This is a genomic window from Acidobacteriota bacterium (assembly GCA_016713675.1).
GTDB lineage: Bacteria > Acidobacteriota > Blastocatellia > Pyrinomonadales > Pyrinomonadaceae > OLB17.
Map to the genome: position 1 here is coordinate 2581394 of JADJOS010000001.1, position 26107 is coordinate 2607500.

The window sequence follows — 26107 nt, forward strand, 5'->3', positions numbered from 1 at the left end:
TTAAAAAAGGCTATTCTTTTTAATGGAAATAATCTCTTGTATTTCCCCTCTCCGGTCCTCACGCCGAACTCAATAAATGAAATTTTTGGAAGCACCGAAATTGAATGTGAGAACTCTATCCGCGTCTTTGAGTAACCCAATGACATTCGTTGGTGTGTCGCTAGGCGCGATCATCGGGGCTTTTGTGCTGGCAAGTTCTTCATATGAATTTGATACAAAAACGAAAGCGTTTTCTGCGATCATCGTGGTTTTCCTGATGTACTGTGCTATAGCCTTGGTCGGACGTGATGAAATATCCAATTCGGTCAATCGCCGATCAGAAGCTCAATCCTCTGATCTTGAAGTTGAAGGTAGACTCAATTCGATTGAAGAGGCGGCATCATATTTCGGCGGATCTCTCAGGCCCGCAGATATGTTTCGCCTGATGTCGAGCCGTGTCCGCGAATTGGTGCCGTTCGATATGTGTGCGTTATTGATGATCAACTATTCAGAAGGGCGAATGAGGGTCGTGCAAACCGACGGCGCTGACGCCAGGTATCTTCGAGGTATCGAGACCGATATAAATGACGGCCTTGCCGGATCGAGTCTTGCCGCATCCAGCGTTCAGATCGACCGCGGAACAGATGGAAAGAGACGCACCTTTACCGCCGACGTACTCAATGGCTATCGATCTGCAGCGGCTTTGCCTCTAACCCACAACGGCGAGGTCTTTGCTGTTCTCGAACTATATTCGCGATCTAATACTGCATTTGACGGCAATTCTGCCGGACTCTTGGAGGCAGTTTCCGAACGCATTGCACCAATGATCCTGCGCTCGATTTCGTTCGAGCAAAACCTCTCAAAGGCACTCACCGATCCGGTGACCGACCTTCCGAACGAGCGTGCGTTCTATATGATCGTCGAAAACCAGTTGGCTGAATCGCAGCGAAATCGAGACGGACGGCCGCTGTCACTGTTAGCGGTTGACATCAAAAACTTTGCAAATATAAATGAGAGATTCGGCCACGCGGCGGGGGACCGAATTCTCAATTTTGTCGCCCAAAAGATTAAAGAACAGCTTCGTCAGATGGATTTTTTTGCTCGTTCGTCGAATGACGAATTTTTGATCATTTTGCCTACGGCATCAGAAGCTGTCGCGGCTGGAATCGTCGCACGCATATATACAGAATTTGCCGGCTGCAGTTATGCCGTCAATGAGATTCAAACCGTTCAGATCGATCTCAATTTCGGTGCGTCAGCCTTTTGGAAAGACGGCGAGACCGCCCAATCACTCCTAACGGTTGCTCGTGAACGTAAAGAACAGTCTAAAACGATTGTTCCGAGCAAGGTGGTCTGGTTTCCGAAAGAATATATAAACTAGATAACTTCAAGCAGGCGTCGTCAAAAAAGGATCGGGCAGGTGCCTGATCTTTTTGTTTTTGTGATAAATTCGCTCGTATGGCAAGCATCACATTTTTCGGCGGTGTTGGAACCGTCACAGGCTCAAAGTACCTTCTGGAACATAATGGTAAAAGGCTGCTGGTCGATTGTGGTCTGTTTCAGGGGCTGAAAGAACTTAGGATGCGGAACTGGGAGGATCCTCAATTTAAGCCTAATGATATCGACGCCGTTATCATTACCCACGCACATATCGATCACACCGGATGGCTGCCCCGGCTGATAAAGCTCGGGTTCAACGGCAATGTTACGACGTCGCGTGCGACCGGAGATCTTCTTAAGATATTGTTGCCCGACTCGGCTCGCTTGCAAGAAGAGGAAGCTGATTACCGTAATCGTCATGATCTGACAAGCCACGCTCCGGCTTTGCCATTGTACGATGAAGAAGACGCAAGAGCTGCGCTCGAACGGCTTCGACCCGTGCCAAACGATGGAAATCCGGTCGAGATCTGCGAAGGCATCAAGGCGAGCTTTTTGGTTGCGGGACATATTATGGGAGCGAGCCTAGTTCTCGTTGAACTGGAAAATGCCAGGCCCGACGGATCTTCGATCCGATTCTTGTTTTCAGGTGACCTCGGCCATTATGATCAGCCGATCGTTCACGATCCCGCCCAGCCGCCCGATTGCGACTATCTGATGTGTGAATCGACATACGGCAATCGACTCCATGGGGAAGTCGACTCGGAATCGCAGATGGCAAGGATAATCAACGAAGCCGCACACAGAAACAGTCCTATCCTGATACCGGCATTTGCAGTCGGCAGAACTCAAGAGGTCCTTTATATGATCAGGGAACTCGAAGATCAGAAGCGAATTCCGATCCTGCCGGTAGTTGTCGATTCACCGATGGCGGCACAGGCGACACAGGTCTACAATCGCTTTACCGAAGAACACGATCGCGAATACGCTTCGATATTGGCTCATAAACGTCACCCTTTGAGACCGGCGTCGATGTCGACAACGGCATCAAGGGATGAATCGAAGAAGCTCAATGAAATGAAGGGAGCGAGGATCATCATCTCTGCCTCAGGGATGCTGAGCGGCGGCCGAGTGCTCCATCACGCGATTCGAATGCTGCCGAACGAGAATGCGACGCTCGTATTTGTTGGTTATCAGGCAGCCGGTACCACCGGACGACGCATCCAAGACGGAGATCGCGAGGTCAAGATAATGAAGCGTTGGATACCCGTCAACTGCCGCATTGAAAAGGTGGAGGGATTTTCGGCTCACGCCGATTGGAAAGCCGTCATCAAATGGCTTGGCGGCCTTCAAAAAGCTCCGAAGATGGTATTCACAACGCACGGCGAACCAGATGCTGCCGAAGCAATGGCAGGCCATATTCGCGACCAATTTGGCTGGAACGTTGTGGTGCCGGGTTACGAACAAACTATTGAGTTGGAGTAGATGAAGTACCAGGAATCCAAACCTTCGGAGCGGTTGGCCGCATTTGTTAAGTGCTATTGGTCGATCGAATATCGCAATGCGGTCGCCGCCGAACCCGAACCGATCGTGCCGGACGGCTGCATCGAGATCGTCTTTGATCTTGGCGATAGATTTAGGCAATACGACGCGTTCGGCAACTCTGAAATTCAACCCGAAGTGATCGTTGCAGGCCAGCAGAAAGCAAGCGTGTTGATCGGCCCTACCGGTAACGTCTCGTTGTTCGGGATCAGATTTTGGCCGGCCGGAGCAAGACATTTCTTTGAGTCGGACGTGAATGAATTTTCGGGCCGGATAATTGATATGAGCCTTATTTGGGGACAGTCTGTCCGGTTGGTCGCAGAACGACTCGCGGAAGCCGGTTCGTTCGCTCAGAAGGTTCGGATCGTCGAGAGGGAACTTATTTCGCGGCTTCATGAAAGACTCGAATCGCCGACGGCTGTGGATCATGCGGTTAGCTTGATAGTGGCGGGTGCCGGTATGAGTTCGGTCCCAAAGATCGCGCGAATGGCCGCGATCAGCGAACGCAGCCTCGAACGTAAGTTCCGGCAGGCCGTTGGGCTCTCGCCCAAGTCATACTCCCGCATCGTGCGTTTTCAGAGAGTACTCCATTCTGTAGAAACGAGCGATGAAGTAGACGTGTCTGACACCGCGGTCAAATTCGGCTACTACGACCAATCACATCTGATCAACGATTTTCGTCAGTTCTCAGGACTCACGCCGAAAGAGTATCTTCAGCGCCATCTGAGCATGACGGAGGCGTTCATTTCGGCTGAATGATTGGCGGATTTTTCCAATACTTCATCTGGATCAATTGCTAGTCTTTTGTCACTGAACAATATTGTGTTCAGATATTTTAGCAAGGACGGAAATTGAATGAAGATCTTGAATAACGCCGTATTACGCCTATTTCATACGGCCATGGCGGCCTCAATTGTGGTTTTTATCTCCGGGCAAATATCGGCTCAGGTTGTGAAGCCCAAAATCAGCTCTGTGGCTTTTATGTCAGGTTGTTGGGAAATACGGAAGCCGGAACGAAAGTTGGTGATCTCTGAACAATGGATGGCACCGCTCGGAAATGCAATGTTGGGTGTCTCACGAACAGTGAAGGCAGAGAAGATGACCGGTTTTGAGTACATGAAGCTGATCGAAGACGAGAATGGAGTTACCTTTTTTGCACGGCCTGATGGTGCCGCGGTCGATACATCGTTCAAGATGACCAAGTGGTCGGTGAATGAGGCCGTCTTTGAAAATGCGGGCAATGATTTTCCTCAAATGATCATTTATAGACTCGCATCAGCCGATACGCTATTTGCCAGGATCGAGGGGAAAATGAACGGTAAGGTCACCGGTATCGACTTTCCGTATGTCCGCATTAAATGCGGTTGAGAATAATGACCGTTTAACAGCTCGAAAGGACACAACGAAGACAAGATCGAGATCTTGTCTTTTTTGCTATAAATATGGCCGCTGTGCGGTCGACCATTACTATTACTCGCAATTATTACTCGTATCGCAGGCATTCGATCGGATCGAGCCGGGCCGCTTTGCGTGCCGGCAGTACGCCAAAGATCAATCCAACGCCGATGGAAGTTCCAAGGCCCGCGAGGATCGCCCAGAGCGGCACCTGCGCCGGTATGCTTGGAATCAGCAGCATAATGAGATTACTGATGCCGACGGCGACGATCACCCCGATAATGCCGCCGAAGAATGTGAGCGTCATCGCCTCGAGAAGGAATTGCAGCACGATCGCGCCCTTTGTCGCGCCGATCGCCTTGCGGATCCCGATCTCTTTTGTACGTTCGGTAACGGAAACGAGCATGATGTTCATCACGCCGATGCCGCCGACAAGCAGGCCGAGACAGGAGATCGCGATAGCCGCAATGCCGACACCGCCGATGATGCCATCGAACTGGGCAATGAAATTGTCAGCGGTCTTGATATCAAAATTGTTCGGTTCGCCGTATTTTACCTCGCGACGCTGACGTAAAATTCCTTCGACCTCCGCAACAGCATCGCTGATCTGGCCGGGCTTCGCCTGGATGATTATCAACTCTTCTTCGCGATCAGGAGCTGCTTTTCTGGCGGTTCGATATGGGAGGAATACCTTTCGATCTTCCTCATTCTCCCCAAAAAATCCGGCCTTACGTTTTTCGATCACGCCTACGATCTCCCAGGTCGTGCCATTCATGCGAACCAACTTGCCGATCGCTTCATCCTCTTGCCCCGGAAACAACGCCTCAACAGTATTTACTCCAACGACGAGAACGTTTCGGCGCTGATAATTGTCCGATTCCGGTAATAAAGCGGCCGGAACGGAGGACGATGTTCGTCATCTCCATATAATTCGGCAAAACACCGTCGGTCAGTGCCCAGCGGTAGTTTTTGCCTTCGTAAACAAGATTGTCATCAAATCCGCCGTTGAATGAGCCGATATTCGGAGCAACGGTCGTGAGATCCTGAATCGCCGTTGACTGGGCCAGGATCGCTGTTGCGTCATCATCAGTAAGTGGTTTACGGTTACGCTCGTCCCGGCTTCGGGGACCGAAACCGGTCGAGAGATGATACGCATAGATATTGTTCGTTCCGTACTCCTCGACGATCGAAACGATCGAATTGCGCATGCCTGTCAGGATCGAAGCCACGACGATAGCCGTAATAACGCCCACAACGATACCCAGGATCGTCAAAAACGAACGAAACTTGTGCGAATAGATCGAGTCCATCGCCATCTTGAGTACTTCCCGGGGTAAGGATGTTGACATTGCCATACGTTTATTAACTCTTCGTTAATGCCACGATCGGATCCAGGCTCGAGGCCTTCCACGCCGGGTAGAGACCTGCCAGAATTCCGATCCCGCTCGACACGGTTACGGACAAAATGATGTAGCCGACGGTGATCGTCATTGTCATTCCGGCGAGGATCGTGATCAATTGAACGACTCCCGCGGCCAGGACCAACCCGATCATTCCGCCGATAACACATAGCAGGGATGATTCGATCAGGAACTGGAGAAGTATCTGTTTACGCGTCGCCCCGATCGCCTTTCTCAGACCGACCTCAAAAGTGCGTTCGGTCACCGAAACGAGCATTATGTTCATAACGACAATTCCGCCGACAATGAGAATGATCATTGTGATCGGAACTACGACAGCGGCGATCGCACCGGTAAACTGATCCATTTGAGAACCGAACTCCTCGGTATTTACAATGCTGAAAGTTTCTTCGTCGCTGCCCACGAGCTGACGGCGATTGCGTAAGAGGAGCTTTGCTTCATCGATCGCGAGTTGGAACATCTCCTTGTTCTCAGCTTTACCATGGATCTGTATGCCGCCGGTCCGGGCGAACATCTTGTTATGAAGGGTTATCGGAATGTAGATCATTCGGTCCATCGACTGGCCAAGAAATGATCCCCGTTTACCTTCAACTCCTATTATCTCGAGCGGTATGCCGCGAACCTTAATTATCTTTCCGACAGCAGAGGTGCTCTCGAAGAACTTTTCTTTCACATCGGTTCCGATTACGCATACATTTGCGGCTCGAGTAACCTCGTCGGCGGAAAAGAAGCGGCCTTCTTCGAGCGTTTTGTCGGTCATCTCGTACATATTGTCGGTCGAGCCGAAGATCTGGAGCGACGGCATCTCAACGCCATTGTCGCTGACATCAGTGTTAGCTCCGATCTCAGCTCCGACATACAGACAATTCTTGCAATTTTCTTTGACGTACAAATATTCTGACCAGATGACGTCCTTGTTGTTGCGGTTCTTGCGTTCAAACTCCTCGTCGGACATACGCCCCGTCGAAGCCATTCGAGTGATCATGAAATGGTTGCTGCCTGATTTGACGGCGATCCAAAAAGCATCGAAATAAAATGAGTAAACTTCGCGCATAAGGAATTGGTTTTGAGTTCCAACGTTAGTTGGCCATTTGATCCATATTTACCGTCGGCGTACGGCACTCAAAACTTTGGTCACTGTTGCAAACGTATTCGAGCCGCGTTTTGTTCAGCAAAATCTCACCATCTGCTTATTTTGTCCCAAATGGGACGGTCCCGGGACAACCATGTTGACGTATAAACTGTTGATAATATTGTATGTTACGCCGTTTATCTAAAGTGTCCCATTTTTCGCACCTCAGCGCGCGCACACCTTTTCATCTGTGTTGCCCGGGAGCAGACGTGCAACATTTTAACGGGACATTACTTTTATTCCTTGGGTCGATCCTGACCATTGGGTTACTACCACAGTAAATTTCGCATTTCCGTTTGAGATTCACTTTACTCAGTGTTGCAAGCATAGCACAATATTGCATAAATGTCTATCCTTTTGCGTTTGCCAGACTCTGCGGGGTGCGTGATATACTTTCCCTTTGTTTAATTCAGCTTAACCGAAATAAGGAGCGCACCATTGAGCGTTTTAGTAGATAAGAACACACGTCTGATCGTCCAGGGAATTACCGGAAAGGAAGGCACTTTTCACATGCTGCAGATGCGCGATTACGGCACGAACGTAGTCGGCGGCGTCACCCCGGGCAAAGGCGGAACTACGCATGAAGGCGTTGCGGTATTTAATACCGTTGCCGATGCTGTCAACGAAACCGGAGCGAACGCCTCGGTGATCTATGTGCCGCCCGCATTTGCTGCGGACGCGATCATGGAAGCTGCGGACGCCGGCATTCCGCTTGTCGTCTGCATTACCGAGGGCATTCCGGTCGCCGATATGGTCAAGGCAAACGAGTATCTATCGACCCGCTCGACGCGTATGATCGGCCCTAATTGTCCAGGCATCATCTCGCCCGGAAAGTGCAAGATCGGCATCATGCCCGGACACATTCACATGGAAGGCCGCATCGGCGTCGTATCGCGTTCGGGAACGCTGACTTATGAAGCCGTCGGCCAATTGACGGCTCTCGGCCTCGGCCAGTCGACTGCCATCGGCATCGGCGGCGATCCGATCATCGGTACTAATCACACGGACGCTCTGCGTTTATTCCAGGAAGACGACGAAACTGACGCCATCGTTATGATCGGCGAGATCGGCGGCACCGCCGAGGAAGACGCGGCCGCATATGCCAAAGACCACGTCACCAAACCGATCGTCGCCTTCATCGCCGGCCAGACCGCACCTCCGGGCCGCCGAATGGGCCACGCCGGAGCGATCATCTCAGGCGGCAAAGGAACTGCAGCCGAGAAAATGGCGGCATTGACGGCCGCGGGAATCAGGGTCGTGCAGTCGCCGGCAGATATTGGACAGGCGATAAAAGATAGTTTGTGAGATTCTCACATTCATTTTCTGTAGATTCAGGCGAAATCGACGAGCTTGGCCATGTGAACAACGTCGCCTATCTAAAATGGGTGCAGGACATCGCGGTCGCACATTGGAATGATGCGGCAACCCGCGAACAACTTGAAAGGTTTATCTGGGTCGTCGTTCGCCACGAGATCGATTACAAAAAACCGGCGTTCGCGGGCGAAGATATAACCGCCGAAACCTGGGTCGGCGAATGGACAGCGGTCACCTGCGAACGATTCACCGAGATCAAACGCGGCGACGATCTGCTGGTAAAGGGAAGAACGGTTTGGTGCATGATCGATAAGGCAACAATGAGGCCGGTGCGGATCGATTCGAAAATGAGAGAGCGGTTCGTATGAACCGATGTTAAGATAGAGCGGAGGTATTTATGGATAACTTTTATAAACTGCCGTTAGTCTTGGCTCCGCAGCCCGAGGGGGGATGGACGATCACTTGTCCCGTTTTGCCTGAACTAATTACCGAAGCGGATACGTGGGATGAGATCGAACCAAACGTGAGCGATGCTCTTCAGGCCGTAGTTGAAATATACGAGCATCTGGAAAAGCCTTTGCCATCAGTATTAAACCCCATTAACGGGATGGCTCCATTTCTGGCTGACACGATAATACACTTGGAAGCGGCGTGAAGTATCGAGAGGTAGAGAAAAAGCTAAGGAAACTAGGCTGTGTTGAACTCAAGAGTAAGGGCGGTTCCCATCGGAAATGGATCAATCCGGTAGAGAATTGCGGTGCTCCAATTCCGGATTGGGGAAGTAAAGATCTGAAGATGGGTACGCTGCGAGCGGCGATTAAACAACTTGGTTTGAATTGGGACAAATTTAATGAGGCTTAACGCGATTTAGGTGTGAAATGAAAGTCCCAAGCATTTGTTTACTATTACTTACATTTGGGGCGTTCGTGAATGCGCAAACGGCTGTGTTGACAGGGACAGTTTACGACGCATATGGTGCGCTAATTACAAAAGCAAAGATTTCGGCGACGAATTCACGTGGTCAAACGTTCGAATCGATCACCGATGACAACGGCGTTTACGTACTAAATTTGAAGTATTCAAAGTATGATCCGAAACAAAAAAAATGGTATCGGATCATGCAGTACGACATAACGGTTGATAATGCTTTGATGGGGTTCAAGAAATTTGAATTGAAGGGATTCAACTTTGTGCCGTCAGCTAATGGCAAGATGATTCTTGATTTTGCGTTAGAGGGGAGAGACGAAATTTCAATCCAACCAATTTGATACGAATAGTATTTTTTATAAGAACTTAGGAACAATAAGTATAATATCATGAGCAATTTAACATTTGGAATCATCAAGCCCGACGCGGTTCGGGCAGGGAATCAGGGGAAGATCGTTTCGCGCATTTTGGGTGCGGGATTTAAGATCCGTGGGATGAAGCTTATTCATCAGACTCGCAAACAGGCTGAGGGATTTTATGCCGTTCACGCGGGCAAAGGTTTTTTTGACGAGCTTTGCGATTTTATGTCGAGCGGGCCGTGTGTCGTGCTGGCACTTGAGAAGGAAAATGCTGTTCCGGCGTGGCGTGAGCTGATGGGAGCGACCAATCCCGCCGAAGCTGCACCGGACACGCTGCGAAAGGATTTTGCGACGTCGATCGGCGAGAATGCCGTTCACGGTTCGGATTCTGACGAAAATGCCGCGATCGAGATCGCATATTTCTTTAGCAAACTTGAATTAGTTTAGGCGGTAAAGTATAAAAGTTTCAGAACTTTAACGCTTAAAAAAGGGGAAGTGCCACATCTGCTGCGGCGGATGGACCTGACAGGACTAAATTCATGAAAAAATGCCCAAGTTGTGAAAAGACGTTCGAAGATTCGATGAGGTTTTGTCAGGTCGACGGCACGCCGCTGGTCGATGACGCCCCGGCGTTCGATCCGTATGCGACCATCGTTGCTCCGGCCGGCGTTTCGGCGCCTGTCGAACCTGAGGAACCTGCAGCGGTCGAACCCGAAGCTCCGGTGGACGTAGAGCCGGCAGTGATGTCGGCCGAATCGATCGAAACGGGCGAATCTGAGGCAGCGACGCAGATCGCCGAGTATCCTCAAGTGGACGCTCCGATCGCCGAACCTGACGATGTCCTTGACCTGCCGGAAGCTGATCCGCTCAAGACGATGTACGTCTCAGAGGATGAGATGCGAGCCGCTCTCTCTTCGCCAGACGCGTCCGGCGATCTGATAATGGACATACCTGAGGCGGCACCCGAGCCTCCGGCATTCATTGCACCTGAGATCGCTCCACCGCCATCGCCATTTGCTGAGCCTCAGAATGAACCAGCGATCCCGTCGCCATTCGGGCAACCGGCCGCGGTTTTCGAAGATGTTCCTGCTCCGCAATTTGCTCCACCGGAACCAGAACCGCCGCCGTTCAAGGAGCCTGAACCTGTTTTTGCTCCGTCCGTAAGCGAGCCGATAGTTTCATCTGCACCGGCCGAATGGACACCGCCGCCGGTTCCTGATGCGAACTGGCAGAATCAAGAAATTGGCTCGAACACACCGTTTCAGCCGCCTCCGGCCGGGACCGGTGAACAGAACAAGACACTTCCGATCATTGCTCTTGTTCTTGGTATACTTTCAATTTGTTGTTACGTTTCGCCAATAACCGGGCTTGCCGCCCTTGTAACTGGTTTTCTAGGCATGAAGAATGCAAATAGCCAGCCTGAACTTTACGGAGGGAAGGGACTTGCGATAGCGGGCATGATCGTTGGCGGTATTTTCTTCTTGATCGGACTCATTTACTGGGTATTTCTTTTGTTTTTTGGTGGAATGGCGATGATAATGGACGCCACACGATAGCCTTGGGCTTGTTGAAAAGTAAGATATGTCGTTAGTCTCAGACGTTTTTCAGTCGACAATTGCGGTCATCAAGGGGATGAAGCGCACAATTTCCGAGATACCGCGGGCCAAATGGACTGTGCAATATCCTGATGTGCCGGTCACCGTTCAGCCGCGTTACCGCGGCCAGCATCTGCTGCACGTTGACGAGAACGGCAAGGAAAAGTGCGTTGCGTGCTATCTATGTGCGGCTGCGTGTCCATCGGATTGCATCTATATCGAAGCAATTGACGATCCGCGGCCATATGCCGAACGCGTCGGCAGAGACGAACGCTATGCGAAGGTCTACAACATCGATTACGGCCGCTGCATCTTTTGCGGATTCTGTGTCGAGGCGTGTCCGAAAGATGCGATCACCCACGGATATAACTTCGAGCTTTCCGTTTACAATCGAGCTGATCTATTGAAAACTAAAGACGATCTGCTGATCACCAAGCAAAAGCAGTCAAGCAATTATCGCGTCGCTCTTTCGAGTGAAGACGTCGATTCTGAGTACAAAGAAGTTTAGTCAGACGCGGAGAGCGGAGTAAGAACCAAAGCCGTGGATCCAACTGATCTGCCACCAACACAAAAAGGCCGTCATCATGAAATTCGTGCCCGCGGATTGCGGGAATTCGCGGGGCTTCGGCGTGACGACGAGCCACTCGATCCTTTCAGACTCGCCCATCATGCCAATCTGCTCGTTGCGTCATATGACGTTATCGAGCCGTTATTGACAGATGAGACAAAATCTCATCTTATCGGTGCCGGCAAAAATGCATGGTCAGGCGGGGCCGCTTCGCAAACACTGCCAAACGGGCAAAAGCTGATCATCCTGAATCCGACCCACGGCAAAACGAGGCAGCGTGCGACGCTGATGGAAGAGATCTGCCACGTCTTTCTGGGCCACCAACCGAGCAGGCTTGCGATAAAGAACAAGAACAAGAATGGCGAGACCATCGCCCGCGACTATAACGAAGCGATCGAGGAAGAAGCATATTCGACCGGCACGGCTGCGCTAGTGCCGTATACGGCTCTAAAACGAATGGTCAACGAAGGCAAGACCGTAGCTGAGATCGCCAGACACTTTCAAGTAAGCAAGCCGCTCGTCGAATTTCGGATCAAGGTTTCCCGTCTCTGGGAACTCTATTCAACAAAATTCATCAGCGGTTAAAAGCCGCAATTCGCAACTTGAACGAATCTCGACCGCGTACACGCCGGCTTGCGCAATTTGTGTATAATTGGGATTCGACAAAAACTTAAAATGAATGACGATCTTGAACCAGCGGACAAAAAGCTAACTACCGTCGACAAGCTGCGCCTGCTGCTCGATATCACCAAGACGATCAGCCGCTCGCTCGATCTGGACGAAGTGCTCAGTCTGGTGATGGACACCCTTGGTTCCTTGATCCCTTATGATGCCGCCGGGATCTATCTGATCGAATTTAGTGAGGAAGACAAGAGTCCTTACGTTTTCAAATCAAAGGTGATCCGTGGGTATCAGATCAGTTTTGACCTGATCGAGCCGCGTTTGAAGATCGGCGAAGGCTTTATCGGAGTCGTCGCTCAGACCGGGAAACCGATAATTTCGCCTGACGTAAGCAAGGATGAACGATATTTTGCAGCCCGTGAGTTAACGCGTTCGGAACTCGTCGCCCCGATCATTTCAAATGAGCACGTCATCGGGGTCTTTGATCTGGAAAGCGACAATCTCAACGCATATACCGAGGATGATCTTGAGGTAATGCAGCTGCTGACTTCCCAAGTGGCGATCATTATCGAAAAGGTGAGGCTCCATGACGAAGTCGTTGAAAAGAAGCGGATCCAGGCACAGCTAGAGATCGCAAGGTCCGTGCAGCTCGAATTGCTTCCGGAAAACGATCCGATAGTTCCGAATTTTGACGTCAGCGCATATATCTTCCCTACGGAAGAGGTTTCCGGCGACTATTACGATTGGGTCAAGGTCTTTGACGACCAAGTCGGGATCGTCGTTGCCGATGCTGTCGGAAAAGGGATCCCTGCGGCTCTGCTGATGTCGTTTTTGCGGGCATGTCTGCGGGCATGTGTGCAGATCGGTTATGCACCACACATCGCGTTTTCAAAGGTCAGCAATCTGCTTCGCGATTCGACCGAAGAAAATCAGTTCATTACCGCGATCTACGGGCTGCTCGATTCGACCAACAAAACATTTGTCTTCTCAAATGCGGGGCATAATCCGCCGCTTCTGATCAAATCTGACGGCGAATACCGCTTTGTCGAATACGGTGATATGCCGTTGGGAATGTTTGACGATGTTCATTATCATCAGCATTTCATTCGGTTTGAGCCGGGCCAGGTGATGGTGATATATACCGATGGAATTACCGAGGCTACGAATCCGAACGGCGAAGAATACGGCAGCGAGAGGTTCGCCAAACGCGTTCTCGAATGCATAAACATGCCTGCCAAAAAGATGATCGACCACATCCGCAAAGGGGTCGCTGATTTTACCGAGCGCAAATTCCTCGATGACGACGGTACACTTTTCATTGTCAAAGCCGATTAGAGCTAACGTGTTTAAAATTGAAAGAGTGAAAAAGTTTGAGAATATCTCAAACCTTTTCACTCTTGCCCGCTTCCGGGCGTTCTTTCAGTTGTTGGAAATCGTAAATCAGTGTGCCGTCAGCGAGCAGTGAACAAAATCTCCGCCGGGAACTACCGGCGTGCGGTAATCGTCGTAGTTGATCTTGTCATTGCCTGTCGAGAAGGCGTAAATATCAAACCCATAGGCGTCCAAGAAATCGGTCAGCTCGCCTGAACGATCCATGTAGATGGTTTCGGCAAAGCCAAGCTCTTCGCGGATCTGCAGCAGCCGCTCAATTACCTCGAGCGGAGCAAAACACTGATCTGGGTCTTTGAAAGTAGCCATAAGGGAAAAGCCATTTTTCAGGCAGCCGGCCTCGTTTGTCCGGCATCTGATTAGAGTACGGAAACGGCAAATTGGTTGTTCATAAATAATTGTGGAGTCTTGCGATTTGCCCACATCCTAATAACACGACGAAAATATTGGAAGTTTTTGCCGAAAAAGCATAAGATTGTGACATAAACAGCTTCCTTCAGGAGATAAACATGGTAAACAGATCTATTCGGTTCGTATTTTGTATCGCAATGGCTTTTGCATGAGCTCGGCAGCGTTCGCACAGGAACGCCGCGTCGTCTCCGCAGCAGGTGATAAATACGTCATTTCCGCAAACGCCGGCGGCGTCAATTTCGTTGAAGGTTCGGTCACAGTCGCCCGAAAGGAAGGCCGCAGCGGTCTTCTGCTCAAGGGTGATCAGATCGAGATCGGCGATCGCGTTTCGACCGGAGCCGATGGCAAAGCTGAGATCCTTTTGAATCCCGGCTCATATGTGCGTCTTGGAACGAATACGACATTTGCCTTCAACACCACATTGCTTGATGACCTCAGATTACGAGTCGACAGCGGCAGTGCGATGTTCGAGGTGTTTGCGACCAATGAATTCAAGGTCACGGTCATTTTACCCAAAGGCAGCGTTACGCTCATCGACACCGGTATCTATCGTGTTGACGTTTCGCCTAACGGCACCTCGAAAGTTGCCGTTTGGGACGGCCGGGCAGAGATCCCCAATAGCACCTCAGCTTTGAAGAAAGGTCGGGCAGCCACGATCGGCCTCGGTTCCCCGGCGGTTGCGAAGTTCGACCGCGACGAAAAAGACGCTCTCGCCGTGTGGAGCAAACAGCGCGGCAAAATGCTAACCAAGGCGACCGCTTCGCTCAAGAATCAGTCCGTTCGCGATTCACTTATCAACTCGTACAACAGCGGACGCTGGGGCATTTTCGACGCGTTCGGCGTTTGGGTCTACAACGCTCAGTTCGGCGGACATTGTTTCTTGCCGTTCGGCCGCGGTTGGTATTCGCCTTATTGATATTGGTTTGGAAATAACATCTGGTGGTACGATCTGCCGACAGTGATCTATTATCCTGTTACGCCCGCACCAAGTATTTACGGCACGAAAAACCGAACTCGTGAGAACGAGACCGGCGGCGGCAGTGGCGGCGGTGAATTCGTTCCGCCATTCGTTCGGGCTCAGGAAGGGATCAAGATGAACGATCCGGTGCGTGTGCCTTCGGATAATAATACCGACCGTTCGCCGGTGTTCTTTCCGTCGTCACCGCAAGTCGTGGTCGCGGCTCCGTCACCTACGGGAACAAAGACGAGAGACAACTAGGCCGTGTAATTCGTAAAGTAAGAAGGCGGGAGACATCAGAGTCTCCCGCCTTTCCTATTTGAGAAACTGAACCAGAACCCCCGGATCAGGCGGCATATCGAGATCGCCGGACATCGTGCCCAATATCAGGAAGATCGACTGAATACCATTGAAAAGCGTATGCAGGATGATGCACGGAAGCAGGTTCTTAGACCAGACCCTCATTGCGGTTAGAATCAAACTAAGCAAACCAAGCAAAAAAATAGTTGAATAACTCGGGTAATACTGCGGAACGTGAACGATGGCAAACATAAGCGTCACGATCATAAATGCGCCTGAGACGCCGACCTTTCGTTGAAATGCGGAATAAAGGACACCTCGATAGATCACTTCTTCGACGATAGGGGCTGTGAAAGTTGCCAGAAAAGCGACGATATAAACGGCCGATCTCGAGGAACGCAGCATTCGGATCAGATCATTTTCCTGTTCCGGCGAGATAGAGCCCACAACGACCGCGACCGCTGCGAAGGAGATCAATATCGCAGCGTAATGCCACCAAACCATGCCCCCGGATTTCCAGCCCAGAGTCTCTCTAAATGAATAGGTGCGAAATCGTGTTACCACCAGCCAGGCGATCAGCAGCGTCAAAATATGAGCGGGAATGATAGCTAAGATCTGCAATATGATCGCGGTCGGATCATTTTTTGCAAACTCGACCAGGGCCGGAGTTTCCGTGATCGGAGGCACCTGGGACATCGCATAGGGAAGCAAAAACAGCGACGGAACCGTCACGATCAAGAAAACGCTCAGGATCCAGATTCCGACCGCGACCCAACTGTTCCACGGCGGGTTGTCAGGTGTCGGTCCAACGGCTTCGAACTGCTTGTCGCGGGGATTCATTGGCTCATAGCCGAGATTCTGTTCGATATTTTCCACGAGAGTGAGTTTAGCGAATCAAAGAATAAGTTCAAAATTCGTTTTCAATCTTGCTATTTGGCTCAAACATAGATAACCTAAAATCCCGTGGAGCAACACGGGAATTTCCAACATCAATTAGTGATCGCTATCATTCCGGCACGTTACGGTTCTACTCGTTTGCCCGGCAAGATGCTGCTCGATATTGTCGGCAAACCGTTGATCCTGCACACATTAGGGCAGGCATCGAGGGCTCGGAATGTCTCGCGGGTCATTGTCGCGACAGACGATAAGCGGATATTTGACGTTGTTACTATTAACGGCGGCGAGGCGCATATGACCTCGCCCGATCACCAATCAGGCAGCGACCGTCTCGCGGAGGTCGCGGAGACCCTTGCCGAAGGTTCGATCATTGTAAACATACAGGGCGACGAGCCGACAATTTCGCCGCGAACTATCGAGGCGGCAGTCGATGCGCTGATCAGCGACGAGAATGCCGACATGTCAACGACCTGCGAGACCATCGACAGTGTCGAAGAACTGATGAACGGCAATATCGTCAAGGTCGTCACCGGCGACGCCGGCTATGCGGTCTATTTTTCGCGTTCGCCGATACCATATCCTCGTGACGCGGCGTTAAAATATGATGGTCCGGACAGGGCCTTGCGGGAAGACACCGACCTCTTATCATTGTTTCGAAAACATACGGGCCTCTATGCATATCGCCGTGAGTTCTTGCTCGAGTTTGCAAAAATGCCGCAAACCAAGCTTGAGAAGATCGAGATGCTCGAACAATTACGGGCCCTGGAAAACGGGGCCAAGATCAGGGTCGTTGAAGTGGATGAACCGTCGATCGGTGTTGATACGCAGGACGATCTGGAGCAGGTTCGAGCAATCGTTGGTCGAACATCGATCTGAAATCTCAAATTTGAAATTTCAGGTGTATTAAGGTCTAAAGCGAGGATTTCATGGGTGACTGGATCGGTTTAAGTTTTTTTCTTTTGCTCGCGGTCGGAGCTATAGTCGCACTCAGGGCGCTTAGCAAACCGCGAATAAGCACGTCGGATGAATTCGAGCGAAATGCGGCAGAGGCAACGACGGCACTCGGAGCATCAATGAACGCCTTGCAGGAACTGATGGATCCGGCCGAAGCAAAGAAGCGGGAAGTGATAACGCAGATGAAGGAAGGGAACTTCCAAAAGAAGAAGAGGGAAGGCAAGGCCGAAGGGGATGACGAACATTATGACTAAATACATTTTCGTAACGGGCGGTGTGGTTTCGAGTTTGGGTAAAGGGCTGGCGGCGAGTTCGATCGGGTGCTTGCTCGAGGCTCGGGGGCTGACGGTGCAGATGATGAAGCTTGACCCGTATATTAATGTCGATCCGGGCACGATGTCGCCTTTTCAGCACGGTGAGGTCTATGTCACCGACGACGGAGCCGAGACCGATCTCGACCTTGGCCATTACGAGCGGTTCACGCACGCTAAACTCTCGCAGGCAAACAATTGGACCAGCGGCCGTATCTATCTATCGGTGATCGAAAAAGAACGCCGCGGCGATTATCTCGGCAAGACGATCCAGGTCATTCCGCATATCACGGACGAGATCAAAATGGCCGTTCGTAAAGTCGCTGAAATGCACGAGCCCGACATCCTGATCGTTGAGATCGGCGGGACCGTCGGTGACATTGAGTCGCTGCCGTTCATGGAAGCGATCCGCCAAATGGGCAATGAAGAGGGCCGCAACAACGCGATATTTATCCATGTGACGCTCGTTCCATACATCGCCGCAGCCGGGGAGCTCAAGACCAAACCGACACAGCACAGCGTTCGCGAACTCCGCGAGATCGGTATCTCGCCGGACATTCTGCTCTGCCGCTCCGATCGGCCGCTGCCGGCGGATCTGCGTAAGAAGATCGGCCTGTTCTGTAACGTCCAGGAGAATGCAGTTATCTCAGCGCTCGATGTGCCGTCCATCTATGAGGTGCCGCTCGCATTTCATGAGCAGGCACTCGACGATCTGATCGTCGCGAATCTGCATCTGACCGAGCAATTTCCGCACGCCGATCTGACAAAGTGGCGCGAACTCGTTTCGACGATCAAAGACCCGAGCGGCGGTGCGGTCAAGATCGCTATCGTCGGCAAATATGTCGAACTCGAGGACAGCTATAAATCGCTCCGCGAGGCACTGACGCACGCCGGCGTCGCCAACAATCTGCGAGTAAACGTCAATTGGATCGAATCGGAAAACCTGATGAAGGAAGGTTACGAGAACGAGCTGCAGGATTTTGACGCGATCCTTGTGCCCGGCGGATTTGGCAAACGCGGCATCGGCGGGATGCTTAGGGCGATAAAATACGCCCGCAAATCGGGGACGCCGTATTTCGGTATTTGTTTGGGAATGCAGACGGCGTGCATCGAGTTTGCCCGCAGTGTGTGTGGTCTTCGCGATGCTGATTCGACCGAATTTAACGAGGAAACTCCTTTCCCGATAATCTTCAAACTCCGCGACCTTGTTGACGTCGAAGAACTCGGCGGCACAATGCGTCTGGGCGAATGGGCATGCCGGCTAAAAGATGGTTCGCTGGCTCAGTCGATCTATCACGGAGCGACAGAGATCGGCGAACGGCATCGTCATCGTTACGAATTCAATCCCGAGTACCGCGACGCTCTCGAACGAGAAGGCCTTGTTTTCAGCGGTGTTTCACCGGACGGCAAGTTCGTCGAAATGGTCGAATTGCCGCGCGAGACGCATCCGTATTTTGTTGCGTGCCAGTTTCATCCTGAATATAAATCAAAACCGCTAGATGCACATCCGCTGTTTGTCTCGTTTGTCGAAGCTGCCTGGCAGAATCGGCTTCGCAGCGAAAATCTCGAACACGATGTGACCAGCGACGCAGCGGTCGAAATGCCCGAACGCTCTGAGGTGGATACGGAGGAATTCGAGGCGGAGAACGGATAGTCTGATCAGAACGGGAATATGAGAAATGCAGTCAGTGCATTTGTTTTATTGATGTCGCTCAGTCTGAACACATTCGGGCACGAATACTGGCTCGAATGTGACAATTTCTTTCTGCGCGTCAATGAAAGCACAGATCTGCGGCTGTTTGTCGGTTTGGCGTTAAAGAAGGATGCGGAAAAGCCCTACGAGGCCGCCAAGACAGATTCGTTTCAGATGTTTTCGGGAGGCGAGAGCTTTGATGTGCGGCCGCTAGCCGAGGATCAAAGATCGCCGGTCCTTAAATTTGCTTCCGATCGCTCGGCAACGTATTTAGTATCGATGGAGCGAAACCCGTCATATATTAAACTGGACGCCGCCAAATTCGAAGATTATCTCCGCGAAGACGGTATGGAATACGTCATCGCCGAACGCAAACGGCTCGGCGAATCTGCAAAAGAAGGCCGCGAGCGGTATTCGCGGTACATAAAAACGCTGATACAGGTCGGCGACAGCCGCACCGGTTCTGCCAAAACACGTGTCGGATCAAGGATCGAGATCGTCCCGCTCGAAAATCCGTATTCCAAGAAGGTCGGCGACGATCTGAAGCTGCAGGTCTATTTCTCGGGTTTTCCGCTCGCCGAACGGGCCGTTTATGCCGACAACCGCGATGGCGAAAATTACTCATCCCGGAAATTCACCACCGACAAAGATGGCAAATTCACGATAAAGCTAACGAATAAAGGCGTCTGGCTCATTCGCCTTGTTCATATGCAGCGGTGTTCCCGGAACTGCTCAAATGCCGATTGGGAAAGCTTCTGGGGCACTTTGAGTTTTGGTTTGAAATAAGACAATTGAGATCCAGCGACTGATAAGACACAGATAGATACGGATTTTGGATTGATTTTATCTGTGCTAATCTGAGTGCAACTGTGGTTTCGTATAATATGCAGGTATTTGATGTAAGTAATGTGCGATTCGGCGACGGGCGGCTGGCTTTTATTCTGGGGCCATGTGTGGTCGAGTCGGCTAAGCACGCGTTGTTTATGGCGCAGGAGATCAAGGACATTTGTACGAATGTCGGCGTCGATCTTGTCTATAAATCTTCGTTTGATAAGGCGAACCGGAGTTCGATCGAGAGTTTTCGGGGCGGCGGGATGGAGTTTGGGCTTGAAGTGTTGGCTCAGGTGAGGCACGAGGTCGAGGTTCCGGTGATTACCGATGTCCATGAACCGTGGCAGTGTGAAAAGGCCGCCGAGGTCGTCGACATGCTGCAGATCCCGGCGTTTTTGTGTCGTCAGACCGATCTGCTTGTGGCGGCAGCTAAAACAGAAAAGGCTGTAAATGTTAAAAAAGGTCAGTTTCTCGCTCCGTGGGACTGTAAGAATATCGTTGATAAACTGAACGAAGCCGGCTGTGAAAAGATACTGCTCACCGAACGCGGAGCGAGTTTCGGTTATAATAATTTGGTCGTTGATCTCCGATCTTTTCCGATAATGCGTGGGTTTGGCGTACCGGTGGTCTTCGACGTGACGCACTCGCTGCAATTGCCGGGCGGACTTGGCAAGGCAACCGACGGGCAAGGGCAATACATCGAAAACTTTGCTCGTGCGGGTGTTGCCTGCGGAGTTGATGCCGTTTTTATGGAAGTCCATGACAACCCGTCAAAGGCTCCGAGCGACGGCCCAAACCAATTGCCGCTCAGCCGGCTCGAGGATCTCTTAATGAAACTCGTACAGATCCATGACATCACGAATTCGTAGTTTTCAAGTATAAAGAATGAACAAATTTCGACTAATTGCCGGTTTCGCCGCTATTTTGCTTTCTTCGATCATTGGAGCTGCTCAGGATGAGACGCGTTCCGCGGCTACATGGTCGGTGCAGAAATACGATATACAGGCGACATTGCCGGCAGCTGCTAGCGATCGATCCCTTACATCTAAAACAGTGTTGACGCTCAAAAATGTTTCCGGCAAGCCAGCGTCGACCTTAACACTCAGAATCAGCACGTTGGCCGCTGTGTCGGAGATCAGGATCAACGAGTCGGTGGTTGAGTTTTCCAGATCCGAGTCGACGATCACTCCGGGCACCAGCTTGCAGCGATGTGTCGTGCGTATTCCTGCGGTATCCGCCGGTGGTATTATCACCGCAGTTGTCGATTATAAGCTGACCCTCAAGGACAATTCCGGGCTGAATACGATCTCTCCAACTGCTTCACACTTTTTGCCGCTTTCATTTTGGTATCCAACGCCGAATAGTTGGTTTTCTGGTGCAGGAGCAGATAATGCGACTGTCCGCGTTAAGGTGAATGCGGCGAGCGGCGTTTCGTACGTAGGATCAGGAGTTGAGGCAGGCGGAGTGTTCGAGCAGAAGTTTGGTACACAGCCTTTTTTCGCGACAGGGAACTGGGACGTGTCGAATGTGAACGGAGTTGCGATATATGCACCCAAAGGTACGTCCGCGGATGGCCAGAAGCGGGCAGCAGAGATGGCTTCGATCCTAACCGAAGCCCGGACGTTCGCGACCGCCTATTTAGGGAACGCACCCGATGTGCCGCTGCGAATCGTTGCCGCTCGTAGAGGTGCAGGATTTTCAAGTGCCGGGACGGTGCTCGTCGATGAGTCCGTTTTTCGCCGGTCAAAAGTCGATTCTCTGACGACAATGAATCTCGTGGAATCGGCGGTGCGCACTTGGATCGGAGGTTCGATCACAGCGACAGGTGATGGTTATGGCATTATTCGTGAAGGACTGACTCGTCACATCGCAACCGAATTTATCGAGAGCAAATTCGGCAAAGACGTCGCCGACGTAGAAAGGCTGCGGCAGCGGACCGCTTATTCAGCGATCTCAAAACGCGACGCACCGATGAGCCGGACCTCGCCGCTTGACGATTTCTACTATCCTGAGGTTGCAAACAAAGGTGCGATGGCATGGAGGTTGTTGGAAAAGCGTGTCGGAACCGCTGAGTTTTCTAAGGCATTGAAATCGAATGCACAGGATGGCGATCTCCTTATTTTTGAGATGAGGAACGCATTTTCGGCCCACAAGGATCTCGTCGAATATCTATTTGACCAAGTCACCGAAATGAATCTGCTCGTTGGTTTGCCGCAGATCTCCGGCGGCGAGGCCAGAATTGCCTTAAGAAACACCGGCAGCATCGATGCCACCGTAAATGTGAGGGCAACGCTCAAGACAGGGCCTCCGATGGACGCTTCGTCAACAGTAAAGTCGCTGAGCTTTGGCGAAGTAGTATTCAAGACCAACAGCCCAATTTTGAGGGTCGAGATAGATACGGAAAAATTGTACCCGCAGATCGAATACTCTGACGACATCGCTCCGCGTGAATCGACCGACAGCGACCCAGTCCTCGCGGTCAAGAGGTTATTTGATAAACAGGATTACGCTGCGGCCGAAGGGATGGCGCGTGTGGTCCTACGCGATCTGCCGCGGCTCGATGAAGTACGCATTCTTCTGGGCAGGGCATTGCTGGCATTAAATCGCAATGCCGAGGCGGAAAGGGAATTCAGAGCCGTACTCGACGAACGGTCGCCGACGTCCCGCAGTATCGGATGGGCAAATGTCGGGCTTGCGCAGGTGTCGTCTGCAGCCAATCAAAACGACGCCGCGGCAAAATACGCTGAGACTGCGATCGTCGCCGATGCCGATTACGGGGCTTCGTTTGCAGCACGTAATCTGCGGAATAAGATCGGTGATTTGCCTGCAGTTGACGCAGGTGTAAAGGCATTCTTTACCGATTTCGACCGTGCCGCGGCCTCTAATCGCAAGGCCGATCTGGAAGCATTGTTCATCCCCGGCGAGGCTGCCAAGTTTGTCAGCGGCATTTCAGGATCGACCGAGCAGTGGCAAACGCAGGTCCGAGGCGTCGATCGCCTTGATCCTAACAACGTCCTGGTCGAAACCTCGTTGAATATTAAATTGCTGACGAAGGATTCCGAATCCGGGACCGCCGTCTATCGACTGATCAAGATCGGCTCAGGATGGAAGATCGCTGCGGTCGAGATGTTTGAGGTTCGATAACACAAATGACTGTCCAAAAAACTGAAGGCCTGATCGATCGTACAAAAGCGGTAACACTGTTATTAATGGACTGTGACGGCGTCCTGACAGACGGGCGGCTCTATTTTGGATCGACAGGCGAAGAACTCAAGGTATTTCATGCCCGTGACGGCGAAGGGATCGTCGCGTGGATCAAAGCCGGTTTTCGCTCTGGCATAATATCGGGCCGGAATTCACCGATCGTTGAAATGCGTGCTAAACAGCTCGGCATCGAATTCGTAAAACAGGGCCGCAAAGACAAAGCCGCCGCTCTCGCGGAGATATTGGCTGAATCCGGAGCCTCGTCCGAAGAAACCGCATTCATCGGCGACGATACTCCCGACATTCAGGTTTTCGAACGAGTCGGATTTTCCGCCGCGGTTCACGATGCCCACGAAACCGTCCGGCTAAACGCCGACTACGTGACCGACATAGACGGCGGACGCGGTGCGGTTCGCGAAGTGATCGATCTGCTCCTGGAAGCGAAAGATCGTTGAAACTTGAGTGCAAATTCTGATATCATTCCCGCAAATGCGGGCGTAACTCAATGGTAGAGTGTCAGCTTCCCAAGCTGAAAGTTGCGAGTTCGAGCCTCGTCGCCCGCTCCATTGGTATTTCCTACCTCTCTAATAGGCCGGATTCCGCGAGTTTTGTGAGATTAGATCCGATCATTTCGGGTAATTGGGCCTCGAAGGCACTTCTTTGATCGGAAGGAACGTCAAACATCTCTTTCATTTCATTGAACAACATCGTTCGATCTCTCGTGCCGTCGAGCAGTGAGATGAGTGTACGGACTGCTTCGAATTCGGGTTCTAGGTTGAGGCCGCTGAGCGTCGTGACACTTTTTGAACCTCGTGAGATCTGCCATCGAGCGAATTTGCTGGCGGTCGGGAATTCGGACGCTCCGTGAGCAAAATTCGGCGTATGTTTGTGGAATTTGACAAATCCCGCTCCGTAAAGCTGGATCAAAAACGCAGCAGCCCGTTCTGATTCGTCCTCGAATGTTGAGTCGTCAAACCCGATAAGCGATCTTTTTGCTTCGATCATCAATTCCGGAAATGCAATTGACCTTGACCAGATGCTTCTCAAATGAATGAGTGATGCTTTTGTCAGCGGATGATTGATCTCAAGGGAGGCTCCGTTTGGCCCGATGAACTTCATTGGTACGGGGTTCGCAATTTCGTCCATCGAGCCTTCTGACTCGACATGAGAGGCAACGAGCAGTCCATTAAGTATGCTTGGTTGCTGATCACGGTTCAGGGATAGACCGGAACGGCATATCAATGAAGATCTGAAACGGCGGCACTTAACAAAATCGAGATATTGTTCGAGCTTTATCAGGTCGTCTCCCAATGCGTTAAGAGATTTCCGTGCCTCAGCGGGAAGGTCGCCTGTGTTCATCGCGACCGGATCGGCATCGGATATGTACTGCAAGCCTTTCCCTTCGATCTGTCTGACAAACTCATGAAGGTAAAACGGCTGATTTATGTCAGCAAAATCGTCGTGAAATACGTTTTGGACCGAACGCTCTTCGATCTGGCCAAGTTCTAGTTTGAGCATCGTCTGGTAGATCGAATCGCTTTCGGCCGCTTCGCTGACAAAACGCAGCACCGACTTGCCGTGTTCGACCTTTTCGAGAGGATCGGCAACATCCCCTGCGTGAAACCGCATCATTCCTCGCGTCATATCTCTCAGGTAACAGCCAGGGTAGGCGTTGTAGCTGATATAACCGATACCGTGGGAAGCAAGGCATTCCTCATATATTGTTAGCACGGCCTCACGAACAAAATCCGGCACCCAAGAATAAAGCCCGTGAGCGATGATGAAATCAAATTCGCCCAATTCCTCGGTGTTGAGCTTCACGACGTCCTCTTGACGAAATTCGATGTTTGCTAGGCTTAACGATCCAGCCGCATGCTTTGCGTCATCTATATGCACCGAGGACAGGTCGATCCCGACAAATCGGCTGGCCGGCAAGGCGTATGCCATTGATAGAAGATTCGTACCGTCACCACAGCCAAGTTCGAGCACGCGGCAATCGTACGGCGGAGCGGCATCAAGTCCATAGTATGCGGCGATCGACGCGAGGCGGTCCGGATGGGTTTGCGGGAAGGTGAAACTTGGATAGGGAACCGAATCGTAAAGGAACTCTTGTGTATCCATATGTTTTTTATCAGGCCGGGTCGAAAGCACTTTCAATTATCAAATTACACCGCTGGACAGAATTGACAAAGAAAGGTCTGTGGAAATTGTCAACGATTCGGGATAAATGTGTAAAAGTGATATAGAAATCCGCGATTTGAAGATGACCATAGTGCAAACAGAATCGATGGTAAATTGTTGCCGTACTTTTGTCGATTTCTAGAACATTCCATTGGCCCGAATCATTGACCGGCGAATTTGAGTTTTGGGGTATTGTAGTAGAATCAGACAAATTCCCGAATGGCTGTTATTAGCCAAAACGAATAGTTTCACGGCTTGAGTTTTGACCAGCGATCCAGATATGCGAAATTTCATGGACAGAATGGTGACTTTCTGTGAGAAACCACTTCACTGCCTGATCTTGCTCGTAGCGGCATCGCTTATTGTGATCGTTTTGCCGATACTCATCGGTGGGCTTCACTCGTCGGGCGACCTTGCGGTCTATCTGGGATTCTCGGAGGAACTTCGTTCGGCGATCCGTTCGGGCGATCTCTTTCCCGGGTGGGCCAATGACACCAACGGTTTTGGGAGTCTCGGAATCAGGTTTTATCCACCGCTCACCATTTACCTCACGACCGGCATCGACGCCCTTACGAACAGCATGTATGACACGATTTGGATCTCCTTTCTGCTCTGCATGATCGTGGGTTGTTTGGGGTGCTACCTTTTTGTTCGAGATTGGGGTTCACCAATCCAAGCGGTCTGTGCCGGATTGATATACGCAATAGCACCTTTTCCACTCGCCAAAACATATCAATTCACACTTTAT

30 protein-coding genes and 1 tRNA gene (1 of these 31 only partly in view) are annotated in these 26107 nt (G+C 51.2%); 25 read left to right on the forward strand and 6 right to left on the reverse strand.

Going from position 1 to position 26107, the window contains the following annotated elements:
• Positions 1-139 precede the first annotated feature (139 nt).
• The 4 genes from IPK01_11810 (at position 140) to IPK01_11825 (ending at position 4266) form a co-directional block, all read left to right on the forward strand.
• On the forward strand, positions 140-1360 hold the full coding sequence (locus IPK01_11810) for a GGDEF domain-containing protein (GenBank protein MBK7934160.1): 1221 nt from the start codon (positions 140-142) through the stop codon (positions 1358-1360).
• A gap of 77 nt (positions 1361-1437) precedes the next feature.
• Positions 1438-2841, forward strand: a complete 1404-nt coding sequence (locus IPK01_11815) for an MBL fold metallo-hydrolase (GenBank protein ID MBK7934161.1) — start codon at positions 1438-1440, stop codon at positions 2839-2841.
• A complete protein-coding gene (locus IPK01_11820) occupies positions 2842-3657 on the forward strand; it encodes an AraC family transcriptional regulator (GenBank protein ID MBK7934162.1) in 816 nt (271 codons plus the stop codon).
• 222 nt (positions 3658-3879) lie between these two features.
• On the forward strand, positions 3880-4266 hold the full coding sequence (locus IPK01_11825) for a hypothetical protein (protein ID MBK7934163.1): 387 nt from the start codon (positions 3880-3882) through the stop codon (positions 4264-4266).
• Between the two features lie 115 nt (positions 4267-4381).
• Here IPK01_11825 and IPK01_11830 read toward each other — a convergent pair whose 3' ends face one another.
• The 3 genes from IPK01_11830 to IPK01_11840 are packed head-to-tail and all read right to left on the reverse strand — an operon-like array spanning position 4382 to position 6768.
• On the reverse strand, positions 4382-5113 hold the full coding sequence (locus tag IPK01_11830; protein ID MBK7934164.1) for an FtsX-like permease family protein: 732 nt from the start codon (positions 5111-5113) through the stop codon (positions 4382-4384).
• 4 nt (positions 5114-5117) lie between these two features.
• Complete coding sequence (locus IPK01_11835; protein MBK7934165.1) at positions 5118-5642, reverse strand: ABC transporter permease; 525 nt, start codon at positions 5640-5642, stop codon at positions 5118-5120.
• 13 nt (positions 5643-5655) lie between these two features.
• On the reverse strand, positions 5656-6768 hold the full coding sequence (locus IPK01_11840) for an ABC transporter permease (protein MBK7934166.1): 1113 nt from the start codon (positions 6766-6768) through the stop codon (positions 5656-5658).
• Between the two features lie 516 nt (positions 6769-7284).
• Here IPK01_11840 and sucD point away from each other — a divergent pair.
• The 10 genes from sucD (at position 7285) to IPK01_11890 (ending at position 13565) form a co-directional block, all read left to right on the forward strand.
• Positions 7285-8151 (forward strand): succinate--CoA ligase subunit alpha, encoded by an 867-nt coding sequence (gene sucD / locus IPK01_11845; GenBank protein MBK7934167.1) that lies wholly within the window; start codon positions 7285-7287, stop codon positions 8149-8151.
• Complete coding sequence (locus IPK01_11850) at positions 8148-8528, forward strand: acyl-CoA thioesterase (protein MBK7934168.1); 381 nt, start codon at positions 8148-8150, stop codon at positions 8526-8528. Before sucD ends, IPK01_11850 begins: the two co-directional genes overlap by 4 nt.
• Positions 8529-8557: 29 nt before the next feature.
• A complete protein-coding gene (locus tag IPK01_11855; GenBank protein MBK7934169.1) occupies positions 8558-8815 on the forward strand; it encodes a type II toxin-antitoxin system HicB family antitoxin in 258 nt (85 codons plus the stop codon).
• Positions 8812-9021, forward strand: a complete 210-nt coding sequence (locus tag IPK01_11860) for a type II toxin-antitoxin system HicA family toxin (GenBank protein MBK7934170.1) — start codon at positions 8812-8814, stop codon at positions 9019-9021. The genes IPK01_11855 and IPK01_11860 overlap by 4 nt, the downstream gene beginning before the upstream one ends.
• 17 nt (positions 9022-9038) lie before the next feature.
• Complete coding sequence (locus IPK01_11865; GenBank protein ID MBK7934171.1) at positions 9039-9428, forward strand: carboxypeptidase regulatory-like domain-containing protein; 390 nt, start codon at positions 9039-9041, stop codon at positions 9426-9428.
• A 48-nt stretch (positions 9429-9476) separates the two neighbouring features.
• Positions 9477-9893 carry a nucleoside-diphosphate kinase gene (ndk, locus tag IPK01_11870; protein ID MBK7934172.1) on the forward strand — a complete coding sequence of 139 codons (417 nt, stop codon included), beginning with the start codon at positions 9477-9479 and terminating at the stop codon, positions 9891-9893.
• Positions 9894-9985: 92 nt separating this feature from the next.
• Positions 9986-11002, forward strand: coding sequence for a DUF4190 domain-containing protein (locus IPK01_11875; GenBank protein ID MBK7934173.1), 1017 nt, complete (start codon positions 9986-9988; stop codon positions 11000-11002).
• 25 nt (positions 11003-11027) lie between these two features.
• Positions 11028-11549, forward strand: a complete 522-nt coding sequence (locus IPK01_11880) for an NADH-quinone oxidoreductase subunit I (protein MBK7934174.1) — start codon at positions 11028-11030, stop codon at positions 11547-11549.
• Positions 11550-11582: 33 nt separating this feature from the next.
• The gene (locus tag IPK01_11885; protein MBK7934175.1) at positions 11583-12194 is read left to right on the forward strand and encodes an ImmA/IrrE family metallo-endopeptidase; all 612 of its coding nucleotides are present in this window, start codon (positions 11583-11585) and stop codon (positions 12192-12194) included.
• A gap of 90 nt (positions 12195-12284) precedes the next feature.
• The gene (locus IPK01_11890) at positions 12285-13565 is read left to right on the forward strand and encodes a SpoIIE family protein phosphatase (protein ID MBK7934176.1); all 1281 of its coding nucleotides are present in this window, start codon (positions 12285-12287) and stop codon (positions 13563-13565) included.
• Positions 13566-13670: 105 nt separating this feature from the next.
• On the opposite strand, the gene IPK01_11895 is transcribed toward IPK01_11890, so the two are convergent.
• Positions 13671-13928: a hypothetical protein gene (locus IPK01_11895; GenBank protein ID MBK7934177.1), complete on the reverse strand. Its 258-nt coding sequence runs from the start codon at positions 13926-13928 to the stop codon at positions 13671-13673.
• A gap of 250 nt (positions 13929-14178) precedes the next feature.
• Here IPK01_11895 and IPK01_11900 point away from each other — a divergent pair, with 250 nt between their 5' ends.
• Entirely contained in the window at positions 14179-14946 is a 768-nt protein-coding gene (locus IPK01_11900) for a FecR domain-containing protein (GenBank protein ID MBK7934178.1), read from the forward strand.
• 42 nt (positions 14947-14988) lie between these two features.
• Positions 14989-15249, forward strand: coding sequence for a hypothetical protein (locus IPK01_11905; protein MBK7934179.1), 261 nt, complete (start codon positions 14989-14991; stop codon positions 15247-15249).
• Between the two features lie 54 nt (positions 15250-15303).
• On the opposite strand, the gene IPK01_11910 is transcribed toward IPK01_11905, so the two are convergent.
• A complete protein-coding gene (locus IPK01_11910; GenBank protein MBK7934180.1) occupies positions 15304-16164 on the reverse strand; it encodes a CPBP family intramembrane metalloprotease in 861 nt (286 codons plus the stop codon).
• Positions 16165-16284: 120 nt separating this feature from the next.
• Here IPK01_11910 and kdsB point away from each other — a divergent pair, with 120 nt between their 5' ends.
• The 8 genes from kdsB (at position 16285) to IPK01_11950 (ending at position 23744) form a co-directional block, all read left to right on the forward strand.
• The gene (gene kdsB, locus IPK01_11915; GenBank protein ID MBK7934181.1) at positions 16285-17061 is read left to right on the forward strand and encodes a 3-deoxy-manno-octulosonate cytidylyltransferase; all 777 of its coding nucleotides are present in this window, start codon (positions 16285-16287) and stop codon (positions 17059-17061) included.
• Positions 17062-17111: 50 nt separating this feature from the next.
• Complete coding sequence (locus tag IPK01_11920) at positions 17112-17393, forward strand: hypothetical protein (GenBank protein ID MBK7934182.1); 282 nt, start codon at positions 17112-17114, stop codon at positions 17391-17393.
• A complete protein-coding gene (locus tag IPK01_11925) occupies positions 17386-19104 on the forward strand; it encodes a CTP synthase (protein MBK7934183.1) in 1719 nt (572 codons plus the stop codon). The genes IPK01_11920 and IPK01_11925 overlap by 8 nt, the downstream gene beginning before the upstream one ends.
• An 18-nt stretch (positions 19105-19122) precedes the next feature.
• Positions 19123-19929 (forward strand): DUF4198 domain-containing protein, encoded by an 807-nt coding sequence (locus IPK01_11930; protein ID MBK7934184.1) that lies wholly within the window; start codon positions 19123-19125, stop codon positions 19927-19929.
• Positions 19930-20027: 98 nt separating this feature from the next.
• The gene (gene kdsA / locus IPK01_11935; GenBank protein MBK7934185.1) at positions 20028-20843 is read left to right on the forward strand and encodes a 3-deoxy-8-phosphooctulonate synthase; all 816 of its coding nucleotides are present in this window, start codon (positions 20028-20030) and stop codon (positions 20841-20843) included.
• Between the two features lie 16 nt (positions 20844-20859).
• The gene (locus tag IPK01_11940; GenBank protein MBK7934186.1) at positions 20860-23118 is read left to right on the forward strand and encodes a hypothetical protein; all 2259 of its coding nucleotides are present in this window, start codon (positions 20860-20862) and stop codon (positions 23116-23118) included.
• Positions 23119-23123: 5 nt separating this feature from the next.
• Positions 23124-23633 carry an HAD hydrolase family protein gene (locus IPK01_11945; GenBank protein MBK7934187.1) on the forward strand — a complete coding sequence of 170 codons (510 nt, stop codon included), beginning with the start codon at positions 23124-23126 and terminating at the stop codon, positions 23631-23633.
• Between the two features lie 36 nt (positions 23634-23669).
• Positions 23670-23744: transfer RNA gene (locus IPK01_11950), tRNA-Gly, on the forward strand.
• Between the two features lie 10 nt (positions 23745-23754).
• Here the strand turns inward: IPK01_11950 and IPK01_11955 are convergent.
• A complete protein-coding gene (locus IPK01_11955) occupies positions 23755-25299 on the reverse strand; it encodes a class I SAM-dependent methyltransferase (GenBank protein ID MBK7934188.1) in 1545 nt (514 codons plus the stop codon).
• A gap of 361 nt (positions 25300-25660) precedes the next feature.
• Between IPK01_11955 and IPK01_11960 the strand changes: the two genes are divergently transcribed.
• Positions 25661-26107: the beginning of a glycosyltransferase family 39 protein gene (locus IPK01_11960; GenBank protein MBK7934189.1), read on the forward strand. The gene runs 1239 nt beyond the window's last position; only the first 447 of its 1686 coding nucleotides appear in the window; it begins with the start codon at positions 25661-25663; the stop codon falls past the right edge of the window.

Excerpts from the sequence above, each read along its gene's own strand:
- IPK01_11810 (MBK7934160.1), top strand. The coding sequence starts at position 140 with ATGACATTCGTTGGTGTGTCGCTAGGCGCGATCATCGGGGCTTTTGTG.
- IPK01_11815 (MBK7934161.1), top strand. The coding sequence starts at position 1,438 with ATGGCAAGCATCACATTTTTCGGCGGTGTTGGAACCGTCACAGGCTCA.
- IPK01_11820 (MBK7934162.1), top strand. The coding sequence starts at position 2,842 with ATGAAGTACCAGGAATCCAAACCTTCGGAGCGGTTGGCCGCATTTGTT.
- IPK01_11825 (MBK7934163.1), top strand. The coding sequence starts at position 3,880 with ATGTCAGGTTGTTGGGAAATACGGAAGCCGGAACGAAAGTTGGTGATC.
- IPK01_11835 (MBK7934165.1), bottom strand. The coding sequence starts at position 5,642 with ATGTCAACATCCTTACCCCGGGAAGTACTCAAGATGGCGATGGACTCG.
- IPK01_11840 (MBK7934166.1), bottom strand. The coding sequence starts at position 6,768 with ATGCGCGAAGTTTACTCATTTTATTTCGATGCTTTTTGGATCGCCGTC.
- IPK01_11855 (MBK7934169.1), top strand. The coding sequence starts at position 8,558 with ATGGATAACTTTTATAAACTGCCGTTAGTCTTGGCTCCGCAGCCCGAG.
- IPK01_11865 (MBK7934171.1), top strand. The coding sequence starts at position 9,039 with ATGAAAGTCCCAAGCATTTGTTTACTATTACTTACATTTGGGGCGTTC.
- ndk (MBK7934172.1), top strand. The coding sequence starts at position 9,477 with ATGAGCAATTTAACATTTGGAATCATCAAGCCCGACGCGGTTCGGGCA.
- IPK01_11875 (MBK7934173.1), top strand. The coding sequence starts at position 9,986 with ATGAAAAAATGCCCAAGTTGTGAAAAGACGTTCGAAGATTCGATGAGG.
- IPK01_11880 (MBK7934174.1), top strand. The coding sequence starts at position 11,028 with ATGTCGTTAGTCTCAGACGTTTTTCAGTCGACAATTGCGGTCATCAAG.
- IPK01_11890 (MBK7934176.1), top strand. The coding sequence starts at position 12,285 with ATGAATGACGATCTTGAACCAGCGGACAAAAAGCTAACTACCGTCGAC.
- IPK01_11895 (MBK7934177.1), bottom strand. The coding sequence starts at position 13,928 with ATGGCTACTTTCAAAGACCCAGATCAGTGTTTTGCTCCGCTCGAGGTA.
- IPK01_11900 (MBK7934178.1), top strand. The coding sequence starts at position 14,179 with ATGAGCTCGGCAGCGTTCGCACAGGAACGCCGCGTCGTCTCCGCAGCA.
- IPK01_11920 (MBK7934182.1), top strand. The coding sequence starts at position 17,112 with ATGGGTGACTGGATCGGTTTAAGTTTTTTTCTTTTGCTCGCGGTCGGA.
- IPK01_11925 (MBK7934183.1), top strand. The coding sequence starts at position 17,386 with ATGACTAAATACATTTTCGTAACGGGCGGTGTGGTTTCGAGTTTGGGT.
- IPK01_11930 (MBK7934184.1), top strand. The coding sequence starts at position 19,123 with ATGAGAAATGCAGTCAGTGCATTTGTTTTATTGATGTCGCTCAGTCTG.
- kdsA (MBK7934185.1), top strand. The coding sequence starts at position 20,028 with ATGCAGGTATTTGATGTAAGTAATGTGCGATTCGGCGACGGGCGGCTG.
- IPK01_11940 (MBK7934186.1), top strand. The coding sequence starts at position 20,860 with ATGAACAAATTTCGACTAATTGCCGGTTTCGCCGCTATTTTGCTTTCT.
- IPK01_11945 (MBK7934187.1), top strand. The coding sequence starts at position 23,124 with ATGACTGTCCAAAAAACTGAAGGCCTGATCGATCGTACAAAAGCGGTA.
- IPK01_11955 (MBK7934188.1), bottom strand. The coding sequence starts at position 25,299 with ATGGATACACAAGAGTTCCTTTACGATTCGGTTCCCTATCCAAGTTTC.